At 69.8% G+C, this 24322-nt stretch carries 17 protein-coding genes, 2 tRNA genes and 1 pseudogene; 1 reads left to right on the top strand and 19 read right to left on the bottom strand.

From position 1 onward, the window contains the following. The 13 genes and pseudogenes from D452_RS27930 to D452_RS0108315 form a co-directional block, all read right to left on the bottom strand. On the bottom strand, positions 1-3298 hold a 3298-nt coding region (locus tag D452_RS27930; protein ID WP_239646342.1), incomplete at its 3' end, for a type I polyketide synthase. 15 nt (positions 3299-3313) lie between these two features. Then, positions 3314-4367: pseudogene (locus tag D452_RS31945) on the bottom strand (beta-ketoacyl [acyl carrier protein] synthase domain-containing protein); the annotation flags it as partial. Between the two features lie 433 nt (positions 4368-4800). Then, positions 4801-6066: a styrene monooxygenase/indole monooxygenase family protein gene (locus tag D452_RS0108365; RefSeq protein ID WP_017543703.1), complete on the bottom strand. Its 1266-nt coding sequence runs from the start codon at positions 6064-6066 to the stop codon at positions 4801-4803. A gap of 76 nt (positions 6067-6142) precedes the next feature. Then, positions 6143-6664 (bottom strand): GTP-binding protein, encoded by a 522-nt coding sequence (locus tag D452_RS0108360; protein WP_017543702.1) that lies wholly within the window; start codon positions 6662-6664, stop codon positions 6143-6145. A gap of 22 nt (positions 6665-6686) precedes the next feature. Continuing rightward, on the bottom strand, positions 6687-7046 hold the full coding sequence (locus tag D452_RS0108355) for a DUF742 domain-containing protein (RefSeq protein WP_013151545.1): 360 nt from the start codon (positions 7044-7046) through the stop codon (positions 6687-6689). A 46-nt stretch (positions 7047-7092) separates the two neighbouring features. Then, a complete protein-coding gene (locus D452_RS0108350) occupies positions 7093-7518 on the bottom strand; it encodes a roadblock/LC7 domain-containing protein (RefSeq protein ID WP_017543700.1) in 426 nt (141 codons plus the stop codon). A 93-nt stretch (positions 7519-7611) separates the two neighbouring features. Further along, complete coding sequence (locus D452_RS0108345; protein ID WP_239646341.1) at positions 7612-10101, bottom strand: sensor histidine kinase; 2490 nt, start codon at positions 10099-10101, stop codon at positions 7612-7614. Positions 10102-11268: 1167 nt separating this feature from the next. After that, positions 11269-13080 carry an ABC transporter substrate-binding protein gene (locus tag D452_RS0108340; protein WP_017543698.1) on the bottom strand — a complete coding sequence of 604 codons (1812 nt, stop codon included), beginning with the start codon at positions 13078-13080 and terminating at the stop codon, positions 11269-11271. Continuing rightward, entirely contained in the window at positions 13077-13268 is a 192-nt protein-coding gene (locus D452_RS0108335; protein ID WP_017543697.1) for a membrane protein, read from the bottom strand. Before D452_RS0108335 ends, D452_RS0108340 begins: the two co-directional genes overlap by 4 nt. 6 nt (positions 13269-13274) lie before the next feature. Continuing rightward, the gene (locus D452_RS0108330) at positions 13275-14426 is read right to left on the bottom strand and encodes an ABC transporter ATP-binding protein (protein ID WP_017543696.1); all 1152 of its coding nucleotides are present in this window, start codon (positions 14424-14426) and stop codon (positions 13275-13277) included. After that, the gene (locus tag D452_RS0108325; RefSeq protein ID WP_026129088.1) at positions 14419-15489 is read right to left on the bottom strand and encodes an ABC transporter ATP-binding protein; all 1071 of its coding nucleotides are present in this window, start codon (positions 15487-15489) and stop codon (positions 14419-14421) included. The genes D452_RS0108330 and D452_RS0108325 overlap by 8 nt, the downstream gene beginning before the upstream one ends. Before the next feature lie 5 nt (positions 15490-15494). Further along, a complete protein-coding gene (locus D452_RS0108320) occupies positions 15495-16373 on the bottom strand; it encodes an ABC transporter permease (RefSeq protein WP_017543694.1) in 879 nt (292 codons plus the stop codon). Positions 16374-16643: 270 nt separating this feature from the next. Continuing rightward, positions 16644-17735 (bottom strand): ABC transporter permease, encoded by a 1092-nt coding sequence (locus D452_RS0108315; protein ID WP_017543693.1) that lies wholly within the window; start codon positions 17733-17735, stop codon positions 16644-16646. A 350-nt stretch (positions 17736-18085) separates the two neighbouring features. Here D452_RS0108315 and D452_RS0108310 point away from each other — a divergent pair, with 350 nt between their 5' ends. Continuing rightward, a complete protein-coding gene (locus D452_RS0108310) occupies positions 18086-19723 on the top strand; it encodes an alpha/beta fold hydrolase (protein WP_017543692.1) in 1638 nt (545 codons plus the stop codon). Between the two features lie 107 nt (positions 19724-19830). On the opposite strand, the gene D452_RS0108305 is transcribed toward D452_RS0108310, so the two are convergent. From D452_RS0108305 to D452_RS0108280, 6 genes are all read right to left on the bottom strand, one after another. Further along, positions 19831-20316, bottom strand: coding sequence for a septum formation family protein (locus tag D452_RS0108305; RefSeq protein WP_017543691.1), 486 nt, complete (start codon positions 20314-20316; stop codon positions 19831-19833). 515 nt (positions 20317-20831) lie between these two features. Continuing rightward, positions 20832-21419, bottom strand: coding sequence for a septum formation family protein (locus tag D452_RS0108300; RefSeq protein ID WP_017543690.1), 588 nt, complete (start codon positions 21417-21419; stop codon positions 20832-20834). Positions 21420-21629: 210 nt separating this feature from the next. Next, a tRNA-Lys gene (locus D452_RS0108295) sits at positions 21630-21703 on the bottom strand. Positions 21704-21905: 202 nt separating this feature from the next. Continuing rightward, a tRNA-Lys gene (locus tag D452_RS0108290) sits at positions 21906-21979 on the bottom strand. Positions 21980-22144: 165 nt separating this feature from the next. Further along, a complete protein-coding gene (locus D452_RS0108285; RefSeq protein ID WP_017543689.1) occupies positions 22145-22330 on the bottom strand; it encodes a hypothetical protein in 186 nt (61 codons plus the stop codon). A gap of 196 nt (positions 22331-22526) precedes the next feature. Further along, the gene (locus D452_RS0108280; protein ID WP_017543688.1) at positions 22527-24311 is read right to left on the bottom strand and encodes a BTAD domain-containing putative transcriptional regulator; all 1785 of its coding nucleotides are present in this window, start codon (positions 24309-24311) and stop codon (positions 22527-22529) included. Positions 24312-24322: the final 11 nt, after the last annotated feature.

The raw sequence follows: 24322 nt of genomic DNA, 5'->3' as shown, positions 1-24322 counted from the left end.
GCAGCCAGTGGCGGGAGCGTCGGAAGGGGTCGTCCGGCACCGTGACCGGGGCACCCTCGTCGGCCGCCCCCTCCAGCACCACGTGCGCGTTGGTCCCGCTGATCCCGAAGGAGGACACCGCGGCCCGGCGGGGCCGCCCGGTGTCCGGCCACGCGGCCTCCTCGGACAGCAGGCGAACGCCGCTGTCACGCCACACCACGCGGTCCGTGGGCTCCTCGGCGTGCAGGGTCCGGGGCAGACGGCCGTGGCGGAGCGCCTCCACGGTCTTGATCACCCCGGCCACGCCCGCCGCCGCCTGGGCGTGGCCGATGTTGGACTTGAGGGAACCCAGCAGGAGGTCGTGTTCACGTTCCCCGCCGTAAACCGACATCAGGGCGGTGGCCTCGATGGGGTCTCCGAGGCGTGTTCCCGTGCCGTGTGCCTCGACCGCGTCCACTTCCCGGGGGTCGAGTTCCGCGGCTGCGAGGGCCTGGCGGATCACCCGTTCCTGGGCCTCCGGGTTGGGCGCGGTCAGTCCGTTGGAGGCGCCGTCGGAGTTGACCGCGCTGCCGCGCAGCAGCGCCAGCACCGGCCGACCGTTGCGACGCGCCTGGGAGGCCCGTTCCAGCAGGAGGACACCGGCCCCCTCGGCCCAGGCGGTCCCCTCGGCCCCGGCGCCGAACGCACGGCAGCGACCGTCCGGGGAGAGCCCGCGCTGGGCGGAGAACTCCAGGAACATGCCGGGGGTGGCCATGACGGTGGCGCCCCCGGCCAGGGCCATGGAGCACTCCCCCCGCCTCAGGGCGGAGGCCGCCTGGTGGAGGGCCACCAGCGAGCCCGAGCAGGCGGTGTCGATGGTCAGGGCGGGACCGTGGAGACCGAGCACGTAGGCGATGCGGCCGGACGCCACGCTCAGGGTGCTCCCTGTCAGTCGATACCCACCGTCCGCGTTGTTGGCGGGATCGGCCAGACGGGCGCCGTACTCGGTGGGCATCGCGCCCACGAACACGCCCACCTGTTCTCCGCGCAGGCTGGCGGGATCCATTCCGGCCCGTTGGATGGCCTCCCACGAGGTCTCCAGCAGCAACCGCTGCTGCGGGTCCATGGCGTCGGCCTCACGGGGGCTGATCCCGAAGAAGCCGGGGTCGAAGAGGTCGGCGTCGTGGAGGAACCCACCGTTGCGCGTGTAGGTGCGTCCCGGGGTTCCGGGTTCGGGGTCGTAGAGGGCGTCCAGGTCCCAGCCCCGGTTGTCCGGGAAGGGACCGATGGCGTCGGTGCCCTCCTCCACCAGTCGCCACAGCTGTTCCGGGGAGCGAACGCCGCCGGGAAGGCGGCAGGCCATCGCGGTGATGGCGATCGGATCGTCGTCGACCGTCCCGGGCACGAACGCGGAGACGGTCGCGGCCGGACGCGTCGTGGCTTCGGGGCGCGCGGCGACCACGGGTTCCTCGCCCAGTTCCTTCGCGACGTGCTCGGCCAGGGCCACCGCGGTGGGGAGCTCGAAGAGGACGGAGTCCTCCAACCGGACACCGGTCTCGTCCTCCACCAGATCAGCCAGTTCCAGCAGCATGATCGAGTCGAAGCCGAGGTCGCGGAAGGCCCGTCGTTCGTCAGCGGGCGTGAGCGTGTCCAGCTCCAGGACCCTGGCGCACAGGGAGGTCACCAGACCGACGGTCCCACCGCTCTCCGGGGCCTCTCCCCTGCCCACGGCGGTCACCGCGGCTTCCCGGGGCTCGACGGCGGGGACCGACTCCGGCCAGTACCTGGTCCGTTGGAAGGGATAGGTGGGCAGGTCGATCCGGTGGGCTCCCGCCCCCCGGAACAGGCTTCCCCAGTCCACGTCCAGGCCCGAGGTGAAGGCCTGAGCGGCGGCGGTGAGCAGTTGGGCCGTGTCCCCGTGGGCACGGCGCAGGGTCGCCAGGACCGAACCCGGTGACTCGTGCGCGGCGAGCACACCCTCGATCCCGTGAGCCAGCACGGGGTGCGGACCGACCTCGATGAACGTCGTGTGGCCGTCGGCGACGGCCGCCGAGACGGTCTCGGCGAAGCGGACCGGGTGACGCAGACCCTCGTACCAGTACTGTCCGTCCATGGTCGGGCCGTCAGTGCCGAGCTCCCCGCCGGTGAGGGTCGACAGCACCGGTATCCGGGCCTCGCGCGGTGAGATCCCCTCCAACTGTTCCAGGAGGGTCTCGCGAATCCTCTCGACGTGCTCCGAGTGCGAGGCGTAGTCGACGTCCACCAGGGCCGCGTGCACACCCGCGTCCACACAGTGGTCCACGGCGGCACGGACGGACGTCGGGGAGCCCGAGACCACCACGGACTCGGGCCCGTTCACGGCGGCCAGGTGGAGGTCGGGCAGGTCCTCCAGGAGTTCCCCGGCCCGCTCCGGCGAGACGCCGAGCGAGGCCATGGCACCGCTGCCGCCGAGGGTGACGAGCGCCTGGCTGCGCAGGGCCACGACCTTGGCGGCGTCGTCCAGGGTCAGGACCCCGGCCACATGGGCCGCCGCGATCTCCCCCTGGGAGTGGCCGATCAGCGCGGCGGGGCGCACCCCCATGGCCTCCCACACCCGGGCCAGGGCCACCATGACCGCCCACAGGACCGGCTGCACCACGTCCACGCGCGCCCCGGGGCCGACGTAGCGCGGCGCCCCGGGCTCGCCCCGCAGCACGCGGCTGAGTGACCACTCCACATGGGGGTCCAGCGCACGCTCGCACTCACGCAGCCGCCGACCGAAGATCCTCGCCAGACGGCCGTCGCCGTCAAGGAGCGAGCGCGCCATACCCTCCCACTGTCCGCCCTGCCCCGGGAAGACCATGACCGGTCCGCGTCCGTCCCGTGCCGCCGTCGGAGCGCCGGAGGGACGGATCGACTCCAGTTCACGGGTGCCGCTGCCGCCAGCGGCCAGGATGACCGCCCTGTGGTCCATCACGGTGCGGGTGCTGACGAGGGAGTAGCCGACGTCCTCCGGGCGTAGACCGGGACGCTTCGACACGAAGGAGTGCAGGACCGACGCCTGGGCGCGCAGGGCACTCTCCGAGCTCGCGGACAGGACCCACGGCACGGGGTCCAGAGCCCCCTCCCCCGGCGACTGCCGCGGGGTGTCGGGGGAGCGCCGAGGCGGAGGCGGCGCCAGGACGAGGTGGCAGTTGGTGCCGCCCATGCCGAAGGAGGACACCCCGGCCAACGGGGTGTCGGTCGGCCAGGGCTCCCGCGCGGTCTGCGGCAGCAGCCCCAGGCCCTCCAGGTCGATCGCGGGGTTGGGTGCGGAGAAGTTCCGGGTGGGGGGCAGGAGTCCGTGGGAGAGGCTGAGCACCACCTTGAGCAGGCCCACGATTCCGGCCGCCCCCTCCAGGTGCCCGACGTTCGTCTTGGCCGAGCCCACCCGCACGGGTGCGGGGCGCCNNNNGGAAGCCGGAGCCGAGAGCGGCGGCCTCGACCGGGTCACCGGCCGGTGTGCCCGTGCCGTGCAGCTCCACGTAGCCCACGTGGGCGGGGTCGATCCCGGCCCGGCGGTGCGCCGCGCGCACCACCTCCGCCTGTCCCTCTGCTTCCGGTCGTGCGAGGAAGGCGGTGGAGCCGGAGTTGTTGACGGCACCACCGGAGAGCACCGCGTGCACGTGGTCGCCGTCCGCCAGCGCCCGGTCGAAGGGTTTGAGCGCGATGACGACGCCGCCCTCGCCCCGGACGTAGCCGTTGGCGCGGGAGTCGAAGGTGTAGCAGTGTCCGTCGGGCGAGAGCCCGCCGAACTGCTCCACGTACTCGGTGCTCTGGGGCAGGAGGATGAGGTTGACACCCCCGGCCAGCGCGAGGTCGCACTCACCGTTGCGGAGGCTCTCCATCGCCGCGTGCACGCTCACCAGGGACGAGGACTGCCCGCTGTCCACGGTCATGCTCGGCCCGCGCAGGCCGAGTGTGTAGGAGACGCGGTTCGCGATCATGCCGCGCTGGCCGCCGGTGAGGCTGTGGTGCGAGGCGGGCACGTCGCGCAGGAGATGCGCGTAGTCCGAGGAGATCGCTCCGGTGAACACGCCGGTCCGGGACCCGTGGAGGCTGTCGGGGGCGGTGCGTGCGTTCTCGATCGCCTCCCAGCTCAGTTCGAGCATGAGCCGTTGCTGGGGGTCCATGGCCACGGCCTCGCGCGGGGAGACCCCGAAGAACGCGGCGTCGAAGTCCTCCGCGCGGTCCAGGTAGCCGCCCCAGTGGTGGTCCCGCTGGGAGGAGGTCCAGCCGAGGCGCTCGGGCGGCGGGGTGATGGCCTCCCGCCCCTCGCAGAGCAACCGCCAGAAGGAGTCGGGGTTCGAGGCTCCGGGGAGGCGACAGGCCAGCCCCACCACGGCTATGGGCGCGCGGGAAACGTCGCCGCCGTCAGCATCCCTGGTCATCGCGTTCCTCCGGTCGAACTCGACGTCCTCACCCCGAACGGGTCCTGGCCCGGGGCATGTTACGGGGTCGACCCGCGGTCTCGCGTGGGTGGAGTCGCACCGCCGTGTCCGCGAAGGTCGGATCGGTGGCCACCGGCACGAGTTCCCCGATCGGGCTCCGCGTTCGGGAACCCGGATGGCCGACCGAAGGGACGGGCAGGCCGCACACGGCTTCGTGAACGCCTGGAGCAGACGCCCCACATGCGCTTTTGAGCCATACGCAGAGGGGATCGTATCGACGATTCAGGACAGATGACAACGGAACACTTATTTTCGGTCATTTATTGGACCGAATTAAGAACATGACAAAAATGAGATCTTCGTAATTTTGTTACCAAAAGAAAGTGCCCGATGTCCGTGGACATCGGGCACCGCGAGGCGAGCTCGGAACGGGTCACTCCCCGTTGCGCGCTCGGACCTCGGCTATGTACTTCATGGACTCCTCCGGGTCGAGCAGCCAAGACGCGAAGTCAGGAGGATAGTCCCAACCCTGGATCCAGCGGTCGGCGACCTCCGTGTGCGTCGAGGCCGTCTCGACCAGCTCGTAGAAGTGGGCGGGCAGGTCACCCTGGTCCCACATCGTGGAATTCATCTCGGACCACATCTGGTTGTGCAGACCGAATTCCCAGAACCTGTCGAAGGTCCTCACCAGGAAATCCTCGTCGAACTGGCGCTCGCCGTGTTCGATGATGGACTCCAGGTAGGCCTTCGCGCACCGAGTGGAATTGTTCCAGCTCTGACCCACGTAGGGGTCCATGGTGACGACGACGTCCGCCATCCCGAGGACCTTTCCACCGGACGGCAGCGTGCCCACGGGGTTGCGCACCTGCGGGGTCAGGTCCTCGATCAGGGTGCTGCGGCCACCCTCCACCAGCTGGGCGTCCTTGACCCGCTCGTAGTACTCCGGGGAGTACTGGCGAAGCAGGTCCTTCATGCGGCGCAGCTGCTCCTCGGGGCCCGGCCGGTCCGGCCAGGCGTCCATGGGGCCACCGCGCTTGTCCACCATGAGCAGGTTGTGGCACGGGCCGTCCTGGCTCAGCATGGGGATGAAGATGGTGTTCCCGGCCTCGCGGGCGGAGCACGCCCAACCGACGTTGTCGTCGTCCTCGGAACTCGGCCAGACGTCGTAGATCTGGGCCTGCGCGATGGAGCGCGGGCGGGCTCCGGTGAACCGGCTCTCGTCGTAGTCGAAGAGCTGGCCGAGTTCCCCGTGGCCGACCGCGACGACGATGAGGTCGAACATGCGGGAGAAGTAGTCGAGATCCGTCACGGTGACACCGTGGATGACCACCTTGCCGCCCCGGTCCTCGAAGAACTCCAGCCAGTCGGCCATCTTGACCCTGCGGTCCACGGCCACCATGTAGTCGTTGGCCTTGCCGGTCCGCCCCTTGAGGGAGAGCGTCGATCGGTCCGCCCCGGGATACAGGTGGATGCGCTGTTGCCGGATCTGGGGGCTGAGGGCGCTCCAGAGATCCAGTTCGTACTCGCGCTCGTAGTCCAGGGCGGTCGGGAAGGTGAACTGAGTGACTGACGGCCGCCCCGTCCGGATCTCCGTGGAGGACTGCCCCGTGATCACCGTGACGTCGTAGCCATGGGTCAGGAGACCGTGGGCCAGGTGCAGGCCGGCGTGGCCAGCGCCGACGATAAGGATCTTGCGCATTGTGTCGCTAACTTTCCTGGGAATCTACGGGGCCGCGGGGAGGATCGGTCAGGGGGAGACCGAACGCCCCCGCCTGTCAGGCGACGGGCTCACTCGCTCGGTTGTGCTCCAGCGCGTACCGCAACAGGGTCTTGAGCACGTCGCCGCCGGACATCCTGTGTCGCGCGTCGAAGTCGATGATGGGCACCTCCGGACTGACCTCCAGAGCCTCACGGACCTGCTCGGCGGTGTAGTCCAGGTGCCCCTCGAACTTGTTCAGCGCCACGATGTAGGGGATCCGCTTGTTGGTCTCGAAGTAGTCGACCACGACGACGGCGCCCACGGCACCGCGGACCAGATCGTCCCACATGAACCAGAACCGGGCCTGCCCCGGCGTGCCGAACATGTACATAACCAGTTCGTCGTCGATGGTGATGCGGCCGAAGTCCATCGCGACGGTGGTCGTCGTCTTGTCGGGTGTGACCGAGGTGTCGTCGTGTCCGACGCTGGCCTCGGTCATGATCGCTTCAGTCGTGACCGGCGGAATCTCCGACACCGAGCGCACCAAGGTCGTCTTGCCGGCACCGAAGCCACCGGCGATGACGATCTTGCTCGACATCTTCTTGCGATTCGACCTGTTGTCACTGGAAAAGTCGTTCGAGACCACGAAGAGCCCTCTCCAGAACCTGGTTTTCGGACGGACTGCTGCCGGTGATGGTCGGGTGGATGTACACCAGGTCCTGCTCGGCCAGGTCACTGACCAGAACCTGGGTCACACCCAGGGGGATGTTCAACTCGGCCGACACCTCAGCGAGAGACCGCGTCTCCCGGCACAGTTTGTAGATACTGATCGACTCCGGCATGAGGGTGCCAGGAGGTTCCTGCCCGGGCTCGGACGTCGAGACCAGGGTCTGCACCATCAGCGGATGCCGTGACCGCGTCCGCCCACCTGTGAAGGTGAACGGGCGAACACGGTTACTCCTTCGCCTGCGGAAGCTCATAGCCGCGGCAACCTCATTCCTGCCGAACCGTTACGGGTCACCGTCGTCAGTTCTGGATGACCTCGCGCAGCTGCGAACGCAACTGCGGAGTGAGCACGTGGGCGACGTTGTCCACGAGCTTGGCCATCTGGAAACCGACGATCTTCAGCTCGGTACCGGGTGCGGTCAGCACCGCCATGCAGGAACCGTCACTGATGGCCATGATGAACAGGTGGCCGTGGTTGAAGCGAACCAGAAGCTGCTCGCACTCACCCCTCTGGAACAGACTCGCACCGCCGACCGCCAGGCTGTGCAGCCCGCTCGCGATGGCCGCGAGCTGTTCGGCGTGCACCTCGGGGAAGTCACTGGAGTGAGTCAGGACCAGGCCGTCGGAGGAGACCACCACGGCGTGCTCGACACCGCGCACGTCCCGGACGAACCGGTCGATGAGCCACGAGAAGTTCTCAACGCTGTCGTTCGTGGATTCAGTCATGGTTGTGCTCTACCTGCCTCGGCCGAAGGTCGTGTTCGCTGGGGGTCTGGGCTGTGAGGACCCGGACGGACTCCTGGGCCCCCGCTGGGAGGTTCATTCCTTGTCGTCCTCAAGGTCCTCGCCGTCGAGTGCGGCGCGTTCCCCGTCGAGGAAGTCGCCGAGCTCGTCACGAATCTGCTCCGCTCGGGCCTCACCGGTGAGTCGGGGCGGCGTGTCGTCCCGGCCCTTCGGCGGGGGCGGCGGGTTCTCGGACAGTGCGTCGGGGTGCGGCATCATCCGCAGCGGCGAACCGTGCGGGGTGGCGCTGCGCCGGGGCAGACCCGCCGAGGTGACCGTCGAGTTCCCTCCGGGAGCGGGCTTCGGCGGGGCCTTGGGCGCGCTGGTGCCCTTGAGCGCACGGTCGTCGGAGGACTGCTGCGGGATCGGGCCGGTCGAGGTCACGGGCGCGCTCGTGCTGGGAATCGTGGCGGTGCGGGGCTGCCCGGGCGTCCGGGGCGTGGCCACTCGCAGGAGTTCCTTGGGAACGATGGTGTAGGCGCTGACCCCCCGGAAGGAGCGCGACTCCAGCCTGGTCTCCAGGTTGTGCTTCCGCGCGATCCGGCTGGCCACGTAGAGGCCCATGTGCTTGGGCACCTCGTCGTCCAGGACGGGCTCGCCGTCCAGACGGCCGTTGAGCTCCCTCAGCTGGGCCTCGGGGATGCCCACGCCCTCGTCCTCGACGACGATCATGAGGCGGCCGTCGTCCAGCTCGCGGGCGCTGATCACCACCTGGGAGTGCTCGGGCGAGTTCGCGGTGGCGTTGTCCAGCAGCTCGGCCAGGAGGTGGCTGATGTCGTCGGCTGCCAGACCGGTGATGGAGGTCTGTGGGATCTTGCCCAGGCTGACCCTGGGGTAGTCCTTGATCTCCGAGGTCGCGGCGCGGGCGACGTCGAGCAGCGGCACGATCTCGTCGTGCGCATCGGACTCGCCGCCGTCGTGCCCGGTCAGCACCAGGAAGTTCTCACCGTTACGTCGCATACGGGTCGCGAAGTTGTCGATCTGGAAGAGCTTGTCGAGCAGGTCCGGGTCCTGGGCACCGGTCTCCAGGGCCTCGACCATCTCCAGGAGCGCATCGACCAGGGAGAGGTCCCGCATGGCCAGACCCGCGAGCGCCTCGTTGAGCAGGTCGCTCTGGGGGTCGTCCTGCCGCTCGGAGGTGACCGCAGCCGACGCGGCGGTCTCCGGCTCCGGGGCGGGTGCTTCGGTGACGGCCTGGGCATCCCGCGCCTGAGTGGCCGACTCGGTCGGAGCCGTCCCGGACTCGGGCTCGGTCTCCTTCTGGGCCGGTTCGTCGGCGGTGGGTGTGTCCGTCCCGTTCTCGGAGCGGGTGAGCGCCCGGTCCTGGCCGATCTCCGGCGAGTCCGACGATTCGGCGCGCTCGGCGAAGAACGTGGCGGCGGAGTCGGCGGTGATCACCTGTGGCTGCTGCCCGGCGGCGAGCACGATGACGTGCTGGACCGGCTGGCCGTAGGGACTCATCTGCCCGTAGGGCGCGAACTGGCCCGGGTAGACGACCGGCTGGCCCGGGAGGACGTAGCCGGGCGGCTGGTAGGGCAGGGGGTAGGCGCTCTGGTACGGCAGCGGCGGCGGGTAGGACGGGTAGTGCGGCGCGGGCGGGTGCGGGGCGTAGTCGGCCCTGGGGTACCCGGCGTACGGGTGGCCCTGGGCCTCGTGCGGCGGCCGCTGGTAGCCGTGCGGCGCGGCCTCGGGACGGCCGTAGCCGTGCCCCTGGTACCCGGGGGCGTGGGTGCCCTGTTCCGGGTGGCCGGGGAGGTACCGGGGCTCCTGGTATCCGTTCGCCTCCGGGTAGCCCTGGGGCTGGTGGTTGCGCGCGTCCGGGTAGCCCTGGGGGTTCCGGTAGCCGTTGTGCTCGGGCTGGCCCTGGTAGCCGTACGGGGCGTGGGGGCCCTGACCGGTCGCCCGGTGGTCCCGGCCCGGTTCCGGCACATGGGAGGGGGCGGGCGCGGGGCGCGGCTGCTCGTAGGGCGAGTCACCCTGAGGGGGCGTCCACTGCGCCTGCGGCGCGGCGGGGTCGGTGGCAGGCCACCGTGACTCGACCGGCGCCGCGGAACGCTGGGCGCCGCCCTGGGCGGCCTCATGCGCGCCCGGGTCGACCCTGGGCGCCTCGACCCTCGGGGGCTCGTGGCTGGCGCGCTGACCCGGCGTGTGCCGTGCGGCTGCCGCCGGTTCCGGTGTCGCCGGTGCCGTGGGTGACACAGGGGCCTCGGGCCGCTCTGTGTGCTCTGATGGTCTGGGGCTGTCGGTCATGGTGTCCGTGGTGGCGGGGATGTGTGGGCTGCGCGGTTCGGGCTCGTTGAGTCCGACGCCGCGCCACTGGCCGACCTGGTTGGCGCCGGTGTCGACGTCGTCGATCTCCAGGTTCCGGGTCGTGTAGGGGTTGGGGACGCTCACCCGGGAGGTGGGACGGTAACCGTTCTCGGCGGACGCGGAGAAGGGTCCGGTGGGGGGCTCCGTCGCGGCTGTCTCCTCGCCGTCCGACGTTCGGTCGGGGTTCTGCGAGTGCGGATGCACGGGCTGATGCACGGGATTTCCTTGCTCGGTCTCCGGTGACGGGGGTTCCTGGGACTTGACCATCCGGGAGATGGCCCGGCGGAACCTTCCTTCACGCCTGGTTCCACGCCCATCCTCCGTCGACATCATCTTGGCCAGGGAGTGGTCATCGCGTTCCTGCGGTGACTGCGCCTGTGCCACAATCTCGTCTCCTCGCATCAGGTGGGCGGATGGCGGTGGCCCCGCACCACCGCCCTGACCAGGGAGGAAATCGTTCCTCGGGTCCTCTCGGCCCGTGAGACGACCAGACGCCCCTAACGCCGGGGGGACGCCTCGACGGTTATGGCGGGAGGGGATCGTGGCGCGTGACCGGGGCCGGAGGAGAGCGCCCGATCCGGCGGACAAGTGTCCCCGCTCCACACAATTCCCGTACTTCCACCGGGAACCGTCGTTCGGTTCGTCAGACTAACAAAGGACGCCCAGCTTGACAGAAGAATCGAAGATCCGCCGAAAGGACCCCGGCCGCCACCGGGGTGACGTGGGGAAACACTGGAAAAGTGACCACTGGGACCACTTTGAAATCGGTGCATTTGTCCTGGTTTGTCTGATTCTTGCCGGGTGTCACCTTCTCGCGAGGATACGCGACGGCCGCCCGCCACCAGTCGGCCCACGGTCGGCCCCGACCTGACCGGAACTGCGTTGACCAGCACCGACGCGTTTCCAGGAGACTCCCCGTCGTCCCGCGGCGACCGGGTTCCGTTCCGGTCTCGTCGAAGGGTACGGTCTTGGTCACACAGGGGTCGAATCCGCCCACTCACACGGTCGAACACCGGGCGGCACCCGCACGGGTGAGCGTGCGACCCCCCGGGCGCGATTCAGTCGCGTTCAGAGGAAGCTCGGAACGAGGTGGGCCCATCACGAGGCCGCCGAGATCGCGGCACCCTCGACCTTCTCGAGTCGAGACCACGGCGATTGGTCTGGCGCGCGAGTCGGATGGCGAAGGCCCCGGAGGGCCCCGGGCCACCCGCACCCCGCTTCGCCTCGAACGCGCACAAACGGTCCCTCATGGGACAAACTCACGCATGCCCGTAATTCACGCGACGGCGTCCGGGCACACCGGCGGGGGCGGGGCCCGAAGGCACCCGCCCCCGCCCGGGACCGGCTCGGTTCACCCCCGGCTCACGGCCGGGGGCCCGTCTCTCAGCCCTCGACCGGCTCCAGATCGCCCTGGATCAGCGCCAGGATGACGTGGTTGTCCTGGTACTGCTCGTTCTGGGAGGTGGGAGTGTCCGTCGGGAACTCCTTGACGCGAACCCCCTCGACCGCCGGAGAGAGGTACTTGTAGGTCCAGATCGGAATGCGGGGAAGGAGCTCGTTGAAGACGACGGCCAGCGTCTTCAGGGCCTCCTTCTGCTCCTCCTCGTTCTCGGCCCGCTGGGCGGTGTCCACCAGCTCCGCGATGTCCACCTCTCCCTGGGAGGGGCTCTCGACCTGGAGGTCGAACCCCTGGCCCGGGGAGTCCTCCGTTCCGGCGTTCTCGGTGAGGAAGTTCATCTGGAAGGCACCCCAGTAGTCGGGCTGCTCCGGGTTGCCCCAGTGGCGCACGGCCACCTCGAAGTCGCCGGCGCCCCAGATACCCCACGGGTTGTCCTCGGGGACGTTGCGCGCCTCGGTCTTGATACCGAAGGCGTTCCAGGCCTCCTCGACCTGGGTGGCGGTCAGCTCGAAGTCACCCCAGCCCGCGACACCGATGACCTCGAAGCTGGCCTCCTCGCCGTCCGGGAGGAGCCACTTGCCGCCCTCCTTGGTCCAGCCGGCGTCCTCCAACAGCTCCGTGGCCTTGTCCAGGTCCTGGTCGAAGTTCTCGAAGTCCTCCAGCTCCTCGGCCGTGAGGATCTCCTCGGCCTGGATGTCGGCCAGACCCGCGTAGTGCGTGACGCGGCTGTAGCCCTCGCCGCGGGCCACCTGACCGATCTGGTCGCCGTCGAGGACGTAGGCGAGCGCCTTGCGCACACGCACGTCCTGGACCTCGGGCTTGGCCCTGTGGTTGAACATGATGCCGCAGCCGTCGTAGCCCGCGTGCTCGATCCAGCGGAAGCCCTCCACGTTCTGGAAGGCCTGCTGGTCGGCGGCGGAGGGGGCCAGGGTGGAGTAGTCCACCTCGCCCTGCTGGACCAGCAGTGCCGACTGCCGGTTGTCGCCCTTGTGGATGACGACCTCGTCGAACTTCACCTCGGCGCCCTGGTATCCGTCCTCGTTGCGCACCAGCGTGATGCGCGCGTCCGACATCTGCGCCTCGTCGAACATGTACGGGCCGCTGCACACGATCTCGTCCGGGTTGAACTCGATGAACTCTGCGTTCCACTCGGAGTGCTCGTCGTCGCCCTGGCGGACGCCGTCGTTGACCATCTCGACCGCCCGCTCGCCGAAGTTCTCGTAGGTGGCCTTCGAGACGATGCGGTGCTTGATGATGCTGCGCTCGATGTTGGGGAACGGGTTCTCGAAACCGAGGCGGACGCTGAGGTCGTCCAGCTTCTCCAGGTTCTGGACCTGGGGGAAGCCGAAGCCCCACGGCGGAGCCTCCAGGACGCGCATGGCGTAGCTGCGGATCATGTCGTCCGCGTTGAGGTCGTTGCCGTCGCTCCACTTCAGCCCGGAGCGCAGGGTCAGGAGGAGGTCGTTGCCATCCCACTCGTGGCCCTCCAGCAGGAGGTGGTCCCAGTCGTGCTCGGCCCAGTTGAAGACGCCGCCCGGACACAGGAACAGGTCCTTGTAGACGGAGCCGAGCAGCAGCGCGCCGTCCTCACGGTGGACGTTGCGCGTCATGGAGTCCAGGTCGTAGTCGAAGACCCCGGTGAACTGTGTGGCGTCGGAGCTGCCGCCGCTGTCGGCGGAGCAGGAGGACAGCAGACCGGCGCCCGCCACCCCGACCGAGCCGAGACCGACGGCCTTGAGGAGCCGCCTCCTGCTCAGATCGTTCAGGATCGCGTTGCGCGAGGGGGTGGAGGTCATTCTTGACGCTTCCTTTCCAGAAGGACGGCGAGCAGACCGAGGGCGAGTACGGCCAGGCCGACACCGACGGTGACGACACTGATGACGAACTCGGCTGTGCCGGGGGATGTGATCACGGCCATGAGGGTGCAGGCGAGGGTGAGGAAGGCTCCGACGAACAGGCCGAAGCGTCCGACGAGGAGCAGCAACTCACCTCACCCCCGGGTCACGACGTGGCAGGCCAGCAGCCGGTCGTGGCTGCGGACCAGCGGCGGCCGCACGGTGTCGCAGCTGCCCTGGGCGTAGATCGGGCAGCGCGGGTGGAAGTCGCAACCCGGTGGCAGGTCCGTGAGGTCGGGGATGTCAGAGCTGCGCAGCCGGACCCGCTCCTTGTTCTTCGCCAGGTCCGGGTCCGGTTCGCAGACCGCGGAGATGAGCGCCTGGGTGTAGGGGTGCCGGGGGTCGTTCACCACCTGCGGGGTGGGCCCGTGTTCCACGACCTTGCCGAGGTACATGACCGCGATCTCGCCCCGCCAGGCGAAGTACTTGGCCACGGCGAGGTCGTGGGTGATGAACAGGAAGCTCACGCCGAGTTCGTCGCGGAGTCTGCCCAGGGTGTTGAGGAGGCTCACGCGGATGGACACGTCCAGCATCGACGTGGACTCGTCGGCGATGATGACCTCGGGTTCCATCGCCAGGGCCCGGGCCACGGCGACGCGCTGGCGCTGGCCCCCGGACATCTGGTGGGGGTACTTGTCCAGGTAGTCCTCGGCCGGGGTGAGGTCGACGCGTTCCAGCAGGTCGGCGGCGACCCTGCGGGCCTCGTGGCGGTTCTTCACCAGCTTGTGGCGGCGCAGCCCGGCGGAGACCGTGGAGTAGACGGTGCGGACCGGGTTCAGGGAGGCGTAGGGGTCCTGGTGGATGTACTGGACCGAGCGCCGGAAGGCCGCCCGCTCCTTGCGGTCCATCGCGGCGACGTCCTTGCCGCGGAACAGGACCGAACCGGCCGTGGGGCTGGACAGGGCGGCGGCCATGCGGGCCGTCGTGGTCTTGCCGCAGCCGGACTCCCCCACCAGGCAGAGGACCTGACCGGGTCGGACGTCGAGGTCGACCCCGGCGACGGCGGGGACCTCGCCCCGGGACGTCCGGAAGACCTGTTGTGCCCCCTTGAGAGTCAGCACGGGGGGCTGGCCGCGGCGCTCGTCGGCCTCGATGGCCTCCGTGGTGCTGGCGGCGTCGACGACGGTGCCGGGAGCCGGGTCGCTGAGGGCGGGGGCTCCGCCGTGCCCGACCGCGCTGGCGGCACGCGGCGCGGTGTCGTCGGGGCGCGGTTCGGCGTGGGCGGGGTTGACGGTCCGGTCAATCACGGGAGACCCCCTCGGCGTGGAGTGCGGCGTCGGTGGAGCGCAGGCAGGCGGCCGTGTGGCTCAGGCCCGCGTCGCGGTACTGGAGAACGTCGAGCATGGGGCGCGTGGCGGTGCAGGCGTCCAGGGCGTGGGCGCAGCGCGGCGCGAACGCGCAGCCCGGGGGTAGGGAGCGCAGGCTGGGCGGGCCGCCGGGCAGGGACTCGGGGACGTGGAGGTCGCCCACGACGGGGGGCACGGAATTGATCAGCGCCGAGGTGTAGGGGTGCCGGGAGCGGTAGAAGATGTCCCGGGTGGTCCCGGTCTCGATGAGCCGACCGGCGTACATCGTGCCGACGCGGTCGGCGAGTTCGGCGGCCAGGCCGAGGTCGTGGGTGATGAAGACCATCGAGAACCGCAGTTCCTCGCGCAGCTCGGCCAGACGCTCCACGATGGACCGCTGGGTGAGGATGTCCAGGGCCGTGGTGGGCTCGTCGAGGATGATGAGCTGGGGGTTGAGCGCGAGGGCCAGGGCGATGAGGCTGCGCTGGCGCATGCCGCCGGAGAGCTCGTGCGGGAAGCTGTCGAGGACGCGGGCCGGGTCGAGGCGCACCATCTCCAGCAGTTCGGCGGAGCGCTCGATGATCTCCTTGCGGGAGCGGCGGCGGCCGGCGGGTTCGTGCGCGCGGAAGGTGTCGAGGAAGTGCTCCTCGATCCTCAGCACCGGGTTGAAGGCGTTCATGGCGCCCTGGAAGACCATGGCCGCCTCGTTCCAGCGGAAGCGGCGCAGCTTCTCCTTCTCCAGGGTGCGCACGTCCACCCGGGTGCCGTCCTTGCGGCGGAAGAGGATCTCGCCCTTGGAGACGACGCCGGTGCGCGGGAGCAGGCGCAGCAGTCCCAGGCCGAGGGTGGTCTTGCCGCAGCCGGACTCACCGACCAGGGCCATCGACTGGCCGGGGTGGAGGTCGAAGGAGACGTCGTGGACGGCGGTGACCTGGGTCCTGCGCCCGGTCCGGTAGCCGACGTCGACGCCGCGGACGGACAACAGGGGGCCGGGGTCGCCCGGGGTGGCGGGGAGGTCGTTCACGGGGCTCACCTGTCCCGGAGTCGTGGGTTGAGGGCCTGTTCCAGGGAGCGGGTCATGGTCACGAGCCCGATCTGGAAGAGCATGATCATCACCATCGGGGCGATGAGGAAGGGCGCCGCCTGGGGCAGGAGGAAGGCGTTGTTGTCCCAGGCCTGCTGGATCATCAGTCCCCAGTTGTCGGCGGTGCTGGGCAGCAGGCCCAGCAGGTACATGCCGACGACCGCGTAGATGGCGTTGGTGATGGCGATGATGAAGTTGATGAAGATGTAGCCCAGCATGTTGGGCAGCACCTCGACGAAGAGGATGCGCGCGGTGCCGAGGTCCTGGAGCCGGGCCGCCTCGATGAACTCGCGTTCCTTCAGTGAGAGGACCTGTGCCCGGATGGACCTCATCAGGAAGGGCCAGGTGACCAGCCCGATGATGAGGGAGACCACCATCGGGGAGGAGGTGCGGTAGAAGGAGGCGATGACCAGCATCAGGACGATGAAGGGGATGGTCATCGTGATGTCGGTCAGCTGGAGCAGCAGGTGGTCCAGGCGGCCTCGGACGTACCCGGCCACCGCTCCCAGGACCACGGCGATGGCGACGGTGATGAGGGCGGCGACGAAGCCGACCAGGATGGGTTCGCGTCCGCCCAGGATGAGCTGGGTGAGGGTGTCCTTGCCCTCGTGGTTGGTTCCGAGCCAGTGCTCGGAGCTCATCGGTCCCCAGATCTTGCTGACGTCCGTGGGGTTGTGGTGGTCGATGAGCAGCGGGCCCACGAAGGCGAAGAGGAGGACGCTGAGGACCAGGCAGAGCCCGACGAACCCGCTGGTGCTGCGGGTGATGCCCTGCCAGATGGTGCCCCAGACGCCCGTTGACTCTGGTGCGGTGGTGACTGCCATGGGGTCGTCCCTTTAGTGCGTGTTCGTTGGATGCCGCCCGTTGCGAGCGGGGCAGACGGGTGTCCCGCACCGAAGGCCTCCGTCGGGGGCGGTGGCGGGTGACGGGTGGGCGGTGCTGGCACTGGCCGAAGAAGGCCTACGCCTGCTGCGCCCCGCTCCGCGGTCGTCGCATCGCGGGGGCCCGCCCGGGTCGGGCTCTCGACTGATCAGAACGCCGTGCCGGTGCCGCTGGGGCGACGCGCGGCAGGGCTCGTGTCCGCCGGTCACGCCCTAGTTCCGAATGCGCGGGTCGAGCCTGCTGTAGAGCAGGTCGGAGACGAGGTTGGCGATCACCACGCACGAGGTGATGATGATGAGCAGCCCTTGGAGGAGCGGGTAGTCGCGGTAGTTGACCGCGTCGAGAAGCAGCCCGCCCACGCCCTTGTAGACGAGGACCTGTTCGACGAAGATCGCGCCGCCGACCAGGGTTCCGAAGGAGATCGCGATCTGGGCGACGAGCGGCAGAACGGCGTTGCGGCCGACGTAGGCGGTGGCGATGCGTCCGTCCCGCAGTCCCCGCGCGCGGGCCACGGTCACGTAGTCCTCGCCGAGCACCTCGGTGGTGGAGGCCTTCATGACGAGCATCCACGTGCCGATGATGGCCAGCACGTAGGTGCCGATCGGCAGGGCGGCGTGGAAGAAGGCGTCCCCGACGAACCTCAGCGTGAACTCCGGCTGGACACCGGGACTGAGGGTGCCGCGCAGTTCGATGGGGTTGAACCAGCCCAGGTACATGCCGCCGCCGACGACCAGCACCATGGCGATGAGATAGTTCGGGACGGCGCCGAGGACCGAGGCCACGACGCTGAGCACGTGGTCCAGGATCTGGTTGCGGCGGTAGGCCATGATCATGCCCAGGGCGAGGCCGAGGGCGATCGCGATGAGGGTGCCGACGCCGATGCTGAAGAGGGTCCAGGGGAGGTAGGCGCCGATGGCGTCGGTGACGCTGAAGCCGGGGCGGTTGATGGTCCCGCCGAGGTCGAGCGTGAACAGCCCGACGATGAACTCCCACCACTGCCGGAAGAGGGGCGCGTCCGGGTCGTAGGCCAGCGAGTGGATCGCGATGGCCCGGGCCTCGTTCATCGACATGCCGCCCTGGGTGAGGCGGCCCGCCATGACGTCGATGGGATCGCCCGGCATGGCCCGGCCGAGGAAGAACGTCACGTTGGCCACCACGAAGACCACGACGAGGGCCTTGCGTACCTTCACGAAGACGTAGTTGCGCCAGATCCGGGTCAGGAGGCGTTGGATCGTCCCTGGGGCGGCGGGCGCGGGTTCACCTGTGTCCGGGGGTGGTGGGGAGGCCGCGATTTCGGTGGCCACGAGGCTCCTTCGAGCAGGGGGGCACGGCGGTGGTGGGGGCAGGCACGGATCTATTAGGAAACTTTCCTAATAGAACATCACGGTAACGCCACCGCTGTGGCTCACGCCACCCTCGTGACCAAACGGCGTCTTTTGCGCGACAGGATCGGCATCACAAAAAGAACAAACAATGACATAACTACACAAATATCCGAATGACTTGTGGCCGTATTCGGCCACTCCTCCAAAGACGCTACTTTTGATGGTTTTGCTGCTCTCTGGGCGCTTCGTACTGTCACGGAGTCATCACCAGCGCCTGCCGGAACGGGCCCGCTCCCCCACCGGCGGCAGGACTTCGGAGGGAACCCCCCGTGCCCCGAGCACGCACCACCATCCGCGCGGCCGCGGTGGCCACCGCCACCGGCCTCGCCCTGTCCCTGGCGGCAGCGCTCCCAGCCGCCGCCGACACCGTCCCCTCCCCCGGCTATCCGGTGGAGGAGTCAGCCCTGACCCCCTTCCTCGGCCAGGAGATCGTCTGGGCCGAGTGCCCCGAGCCCGAACTCGTGGCGGCCGACCTGGAGTGCACCGAGTTCGAGGTCCCCCTCGACTACGGCGACCCCGACGGCGCCCGGCTCACCATCGCCGCCAGCCGCGCCGCCGCCACCGACCCCGAGGAACGCCTCGGCCTGCTCCTGATCAACCCCGGCGGCCCCGGCGGACCGGCCCGCCACATGCCGGCCGCCCTGTCCGGGACGTCCGCGCACGGTGTGTACGACCTCATCGGCATGGACCCCCGCGGCACCGGGGCCTCCTCACCTCTCGACTGCGGTGTCGAGTTCCCGATGATCCGCCCCCGTGCCAGCGACGCCGAGATCTCGACCGACACGCGCGAGAAGATCCGGTACGCCCGGGCCTGCGACGCCGCCGAGGGCGACCGGTTCCCCCACATGACCACCGCCAACACCGCCCGCGACATGGACGTGCTGCGCGCAGCCTCGGGTGAGGAGCGGATCAACTACCTCGGCTACTCCTACGGCACCTACCTGGGCCCGGTGTACGGCTCCCTGTTCCCGGAGCGGCTCGACCGCAGCGTCCTGGACTCGTCCATCCACCCGGACGGGGTGTGGCGCGACGTCTTCCTGGGCCAGGCCCCCGCTGGCACGGCCAACATGGAGCGCTACACGGAGTGGCTCGCCGAGCACGACGACGTGTACGGGTTCGGCACCGACCCCGAGGGGATCGTCGCCCTCTTCGACGAGACCTCGGCGCGGCTCGACGAGGAGCCCCGTGACGACGTGCCGAACGTCGAACTGGTCGACGGCGCCACCTTCGACCTCCTGGCCTTCAGCGCTTCGCGCGACCAGGGCTACTGGGACGTCAACTCCTGGTTCCTCCGGCTGCTGGTCGACGGCGAACCGGTCCCGGGTGAGGAGTTCGAGCAGCCGGAGATGGACCCGGTGTTCGACATGAGCATGGACCTGTTCTCCGCCGTGGTCTGCGAGGCCGAGTGGCCCGACCGGCTCGGCCTGTACCACCAGCAGTCGCGTGAGTACCGGGACGCGCACCCGTACGGCACGGGTGCCCTGTGGACCGCCCCGCAGGCGTGCACCTTCACCCGCAACGCGCCGACCGAGAAACCCGTCGAACTCGTGCGGGACGGCTACCCCGAGACCCTGGTGATCGCCGCCGACCACGACGCCAACACCTTCTACGAGGGTGGACCGGTCATGGCCGAGCGCCTGGAGAGCCCCCTGCTCACCGTCACGGACGAGGGCGGCCACGGATTCTACCTCATGCGCGACCCGTACACCGGGGAACTGGGCCACCCCTGCGTGAACGCGGTCGTGGACTCCTACCTGATCGACGGCGTGGTTCCGGAGGACACCGAGTGCGGCGGCATCCCCCGTCCGGGGAGCCCCGAGGTGTCGACCTTCGACGGAGACCCGGGGCTTCTCCTGACGGACGTCGAGCGCCCGAACGAGTGGCTGCTGCCGACCGCCCCGAGGTAGGGGCCGTCCGCTCGGTATGACGAGGGTCCGCGCCGTCTGACGGCGCGGGCCCTTCGTGTCACGGAGACACCGCGGCCGGGTGGTCCGCCGAGGCGGGCGCCTCCGGGTCAGCGGTTGGCGCCCTCCAGGCTCTCGGTGACGGGACCACCGTCGGACATCACGTAGCAGAGGATCTCGCGGTCGTCGATCAGGTCCCAGCTCTCGACCGTCGGGCTGAACCCGCCGACGTAGAACTCCGACTCCTCGAAGTCGACGCCGACGAAGTCCCCGAAGGCGCTGCCGGTGCAGACCTCGTCCACGGAATCCGACACGGACCCGTTGCCCGGGTAGTCACCGTCCGGGAGGTCCTCGGCGTGGAAGACCTCGGCGTCGTGCGGCTCGGAGCAGTCGACGACGGGGACACTGTCGACCTCCCCGCCGCCCATGGCGGTCCGCATCTCGCTGTCGGTGAAGCAGTCCCCCACCCCGATCTCCATCACGTTGCCCTCCCCGAGGAAGGAGTTGAGCACGCCACAGGCGGACAGGCTGACGACGGCACCGGCGACGACGACCGCGAGGGCGGCTCTGCGAAGGGCGGGGGAGGAGGAAGACATGAGGGAGCTCCGGGCTTTCTTACGTGCGGGGATTTCGCGGGGGACAAAGGTGGCGAGAACGAAAGATTTCACCAGGTGATGGCGATGTCAATCTGGTATTCCGACGAACACGAACGTGTGGCGTGCGAGTACTCCACGTGACCAAGCGAGGGCGTTCCGGCATCTCTGACCTGCCAGATGTCGGGCATCGGACGCCAGGGCCGGGGTGTTTCCCTCCCGCCGCGTGGGACGCACGGAAGTCCGGGCGGAGGGAGGAGGTCGGGGAATCGAAAGGGACCCATCGGGACCCGCCGAATCGCGTGTTCTCCCGCGACGGAAAGGAGGCGGGCCCGGGCATGGGTCATCTCGCGGCCCCACGACGTCCGGGCCGGGCGTCACGGCGCCGCAACGGAGGGGCCCCTCCCCCTCAATGGAACCCCGCCGACGCCGCTGACCCGACCGGCATGACGAAGGCCCGCGCCGCCGGCGGCGCGGGCCTTCGTCCGCGTTGCGGGTGGGGCCCGGTCGGGCTCCGCCTACAGGTTGGTCTGCGCGAGGGTCCCGGTGGTCTGGGAACCGTCCATCTGCCCGATGAGGCAGAGGTACTCGCGGTTGCCCAGCTCCCAGCCCTCCTCCATCGGGAAGAGGGTCTGGATGTCCAGGACCGACTCCTCGTAGGCGGTACCGACGAAGGTCTGGAAGGCCCCGTAGCAGTTCTCGTCGACCATCTCGATGACCTCGTCACGGCCCGGGTAGTCGAGACCGCTGTCCAGAAAGCCGCCGTGGTAGACCTCCAGGTCGTGGGACTCGGAGCAGTCGACGATCGGTGCCGTGCTGACGGAGTCGTCGTACTCGACCTCCATCTCGTTCAGGCAGTCACCCACGGCCAGCGCGTTGACGTCCTGGTCCTCGGCCCCGACGGGCTCCTCGGTCTCGGTCTCCTCGTCGTACTCGGCTTCCTCCGCCGCCTCGGCGTCGTACGACTCGGTGGGTTCGTCACTGCCCCCGGTGAGGGCGGGCGGCAGGAGCGGCAGGCCACAGCCGGACAGCGACAGGGCGGCACCGGTGGCCAGGGCCGCGAGGGCGACTCGGCCAAGCAGGGGGCGGCGCGCTTCGGACAACATGACGACTCCACGGGGTATCTGGTTGCTCACCGACTCGGGAGGGGTATCGGCGGTATCTATCCAGACGCGTCCCGAAGTGAGCAGGTTCTGACGATTCGGGAGTTCGTTTCCGCGGAGTCCGCCCTGACCAGGGCGGGAGCGGCTCACCGGGCACACGGAAAAGGGCCCTGGTCGGAGGAGACGAACTCCGCCCACCAGGGCCCTTCGCTGTGCGTCATCAGGGACTCGAACCCCGGACCCGCTGATTAAGAGTCAGCTGCTCTAACCAACTGAGCTAATGACGCCGGTCTCCGCTCCGAACCTTGCGGCTCCTTGCGGCAACGAGTTAACTCTACCGGAACTTTGGAGCACACGGGGCCGGAAACGGTCCGATGTGCCCCAGAACACGAAGGAGACCCGCGATCACCCCCCCCCCAGCCTCACCGGGCACACGGAAAAGGGCCCTGGTTGGAGGAGACGAACTCCGCCCACCAGGGCCCTTCGCTGTGCGTCATCAGGGACTCGAACCCCGGACCCGCTGATTAAGAGTCAGCTGCTCTAACCAACTGAGCTAATGACGCCGGTCTCCGCTTCGGGCCTCGCGGCTCCTTGCGGCAACGAGTTAACTCTAGCAGGACCACGGGGTGGCCGCGAACCGGTTCCGGACCGACCCCTGGTCGGCCCCGTCACATCGCGGCCCTGGCCCGGAAGGACGAACCCACCGGGCACGGTTCGTGCCGCTCCGACTAGAGGAAGGCCACGAACAGGGCGACGATGATGCCGACGGTCAGGGCGACACCGACGCCGGCGAGTACCAGCGGCAGGATCGGGCGGCGCGGAGCCTCCTCGGGCTCGGGGTTGTCGTCGACGAAACGGCGGAAGTGCTGGGTGGTTCCCGCCGGGTCCAGGTTGGGATCGTTGTTCTGCGTCATGGCCTTGACACTAGCGACTCATCTGACCGCTGAGCACCCCTTGGGCAAGATCCGGTCGATCTCACAACCCTCTCTTGGGATGACCGAAACCCGCACTTTTCGAAAGTCCCAGGTCACCCACGGCCGTCTCCGTCGTCGATCCGTGTCCGAAGACTTCGCCCGGATGAAAGCCGACCGTAAGACGGATCGCCCAGACTCAGGCGCGGGGTTCCGGACCCGGTCGGTACTTCCCTGCGACCGCGCCCGCCCCCAGGGGCCCGGCGCGCAGGACCGCGGCCATCCGGGCCGTGGGCGAGACCCCGTGCGCCGGGTCCTCCCTCTCCACCAGGCGCACCAGTTCCGCCGCGGACTGATCGGGGTGGGCGTCCAACCAGGCCACCGCCATCCGCAGGGACAGCGGAAGACAGCCCGCCAGCTCGGCCACGCGCCGCAGCGCCTGCGGCGTGCAACGGTCGGGGCCCACCAGCGACCGCAGCAGGGTGACCGCGTGCTCTTCCGGCAGGGCGTCCACCGGCAGGGCACGCAGGCCGTCACGGACCAGGAGGTCGGTCAGCCAGCCGCGACTGGCCACGACGGCGCAGCTCCCCTGGCCGCCCGGCAGCAGGGGGCGCACCTGATGCGCGGTGGCGGCGTTGTCCAACAGGATCAGCACCCGGCGCCCCGCCATCAGGGATCGGGCCCGGGCCGCCACCTCGTCGGGTTCGGGTGCGGGATCGTCCGGGCTTCCGGCGTCCACCGTCCCGGCGGACAGCGAACGGACCAGGCGGCGCAGGACCTCCCCCGGCTGGCGCGGACTGCCGTCGGGGGCGCGCAGGTTCACGTACAGCTGCCCGTCCGGGAAGTGCGCGGCCACCGAGTGCGCCCATCGCACGGCCAGGGCACTGCTCCCCGAACCGGCCGGTCCCCGGACCAGGACGCTGCCGGGCACCGGCGAGCAGGGGTCGACGAGGCGGTCGAGCTCGGCCAGGGCGCCGGACCGGCCCACCAGGGTGCGGGGGGCGGAGGGGAGTTCGGCGGGCACGAGACCAGCGCCGGGCCGGGCGGTGCGGCGTGCGGCGCAGGGCCGGGTCTCGTTGTGGGTGCGCGGGCGCGGCACGAGGGTGCCCGTGGCGGCGCCGGCCACCGGACCACCGGTCACCGGGCGGGTGCCGAGCCGGGAGTCGAGGTCTCCGCGCAGGATGCCGTGGAAGGTCTCCTGGAGTTCACGTCCGGGGTCGGCCCCCAGACGCTCGGACAGCACGCTCCGAGCCCTGTCGTAGACGCGCAGCGCCTCGCTCTGGCGGCCGGAGCGGTAGAGGGCGATCATCTGGGCCCGGATGAGGGGTTCGCGTTCGGGGTGGTCGGCCACGAGGGAGCCGATGCGGGCGGCGACGTGTTCGTGCTCGCCCCTGGCCAGGGCGGCGTCGAACCCCCGCTCGGCCACGCGCAGGAGTTCCTCGTTCAGTCCGGGCACGTCCCGGGCGTGCAGGAGGGGCGCGGTGACGTCGCTCAGGACCGGGCCGCGCCACAGCGCCAGGGCACGGCGCAGGAGGTCCGCGTGCGTGTCGGCCTCGCCCCGCGCGGCGGCGAGCTCGGCCTGCCGGGCCAGGGCGCGGAAGAGCAGGAGGTCCGAACGGTGCTCGTCGAGGTCGATCCGGTACCCGCCGTCCGCGCCCCGGATGAGCGGCGTGCCCAGGAGGGGTTCGAGGAGGGCGCGTGCGCGGGCCACGTGGACCTGGAGCGCGCCCTTGGCCGCCTGGCCGGGGGTGTCCCAGACGCGTTCGATGAGTTCGTCGGTGGACACGGTCCGGCCCGCGTTGAGCATCAGGGTGGCCAGGAGGGCGCGGCGGCGGTCGCCGCGCAGTCTCAGCGGAGCGCCGTCGATCTGAACGCCGAAGCGGCCGAGGAGGCTGACGTGGAGTCCGTGGGAGGCCGGCTCGGGCGGGTCCCGGGGATCGACGGTCGCCGCGCCGCGTACCTCTGGCGGGTCGTACAGCGGCACGGCTTCATCCC

It is taken from the genome of Nocardiopsis prasina DSM 43845, assembly GCF_000341265.1.
Taxonomy (GTDB): Bacteria; Actinomycetota; Actinomycetes; order Streptosporangiales; family Streptosporangiaceae; genus Nocardiopsis; species Nocardiopsis prasina.
Note: the sequence above shows the minus strand (reverse complement) of the source record. Positions and strands in the feature narration are given on the sequence as shown.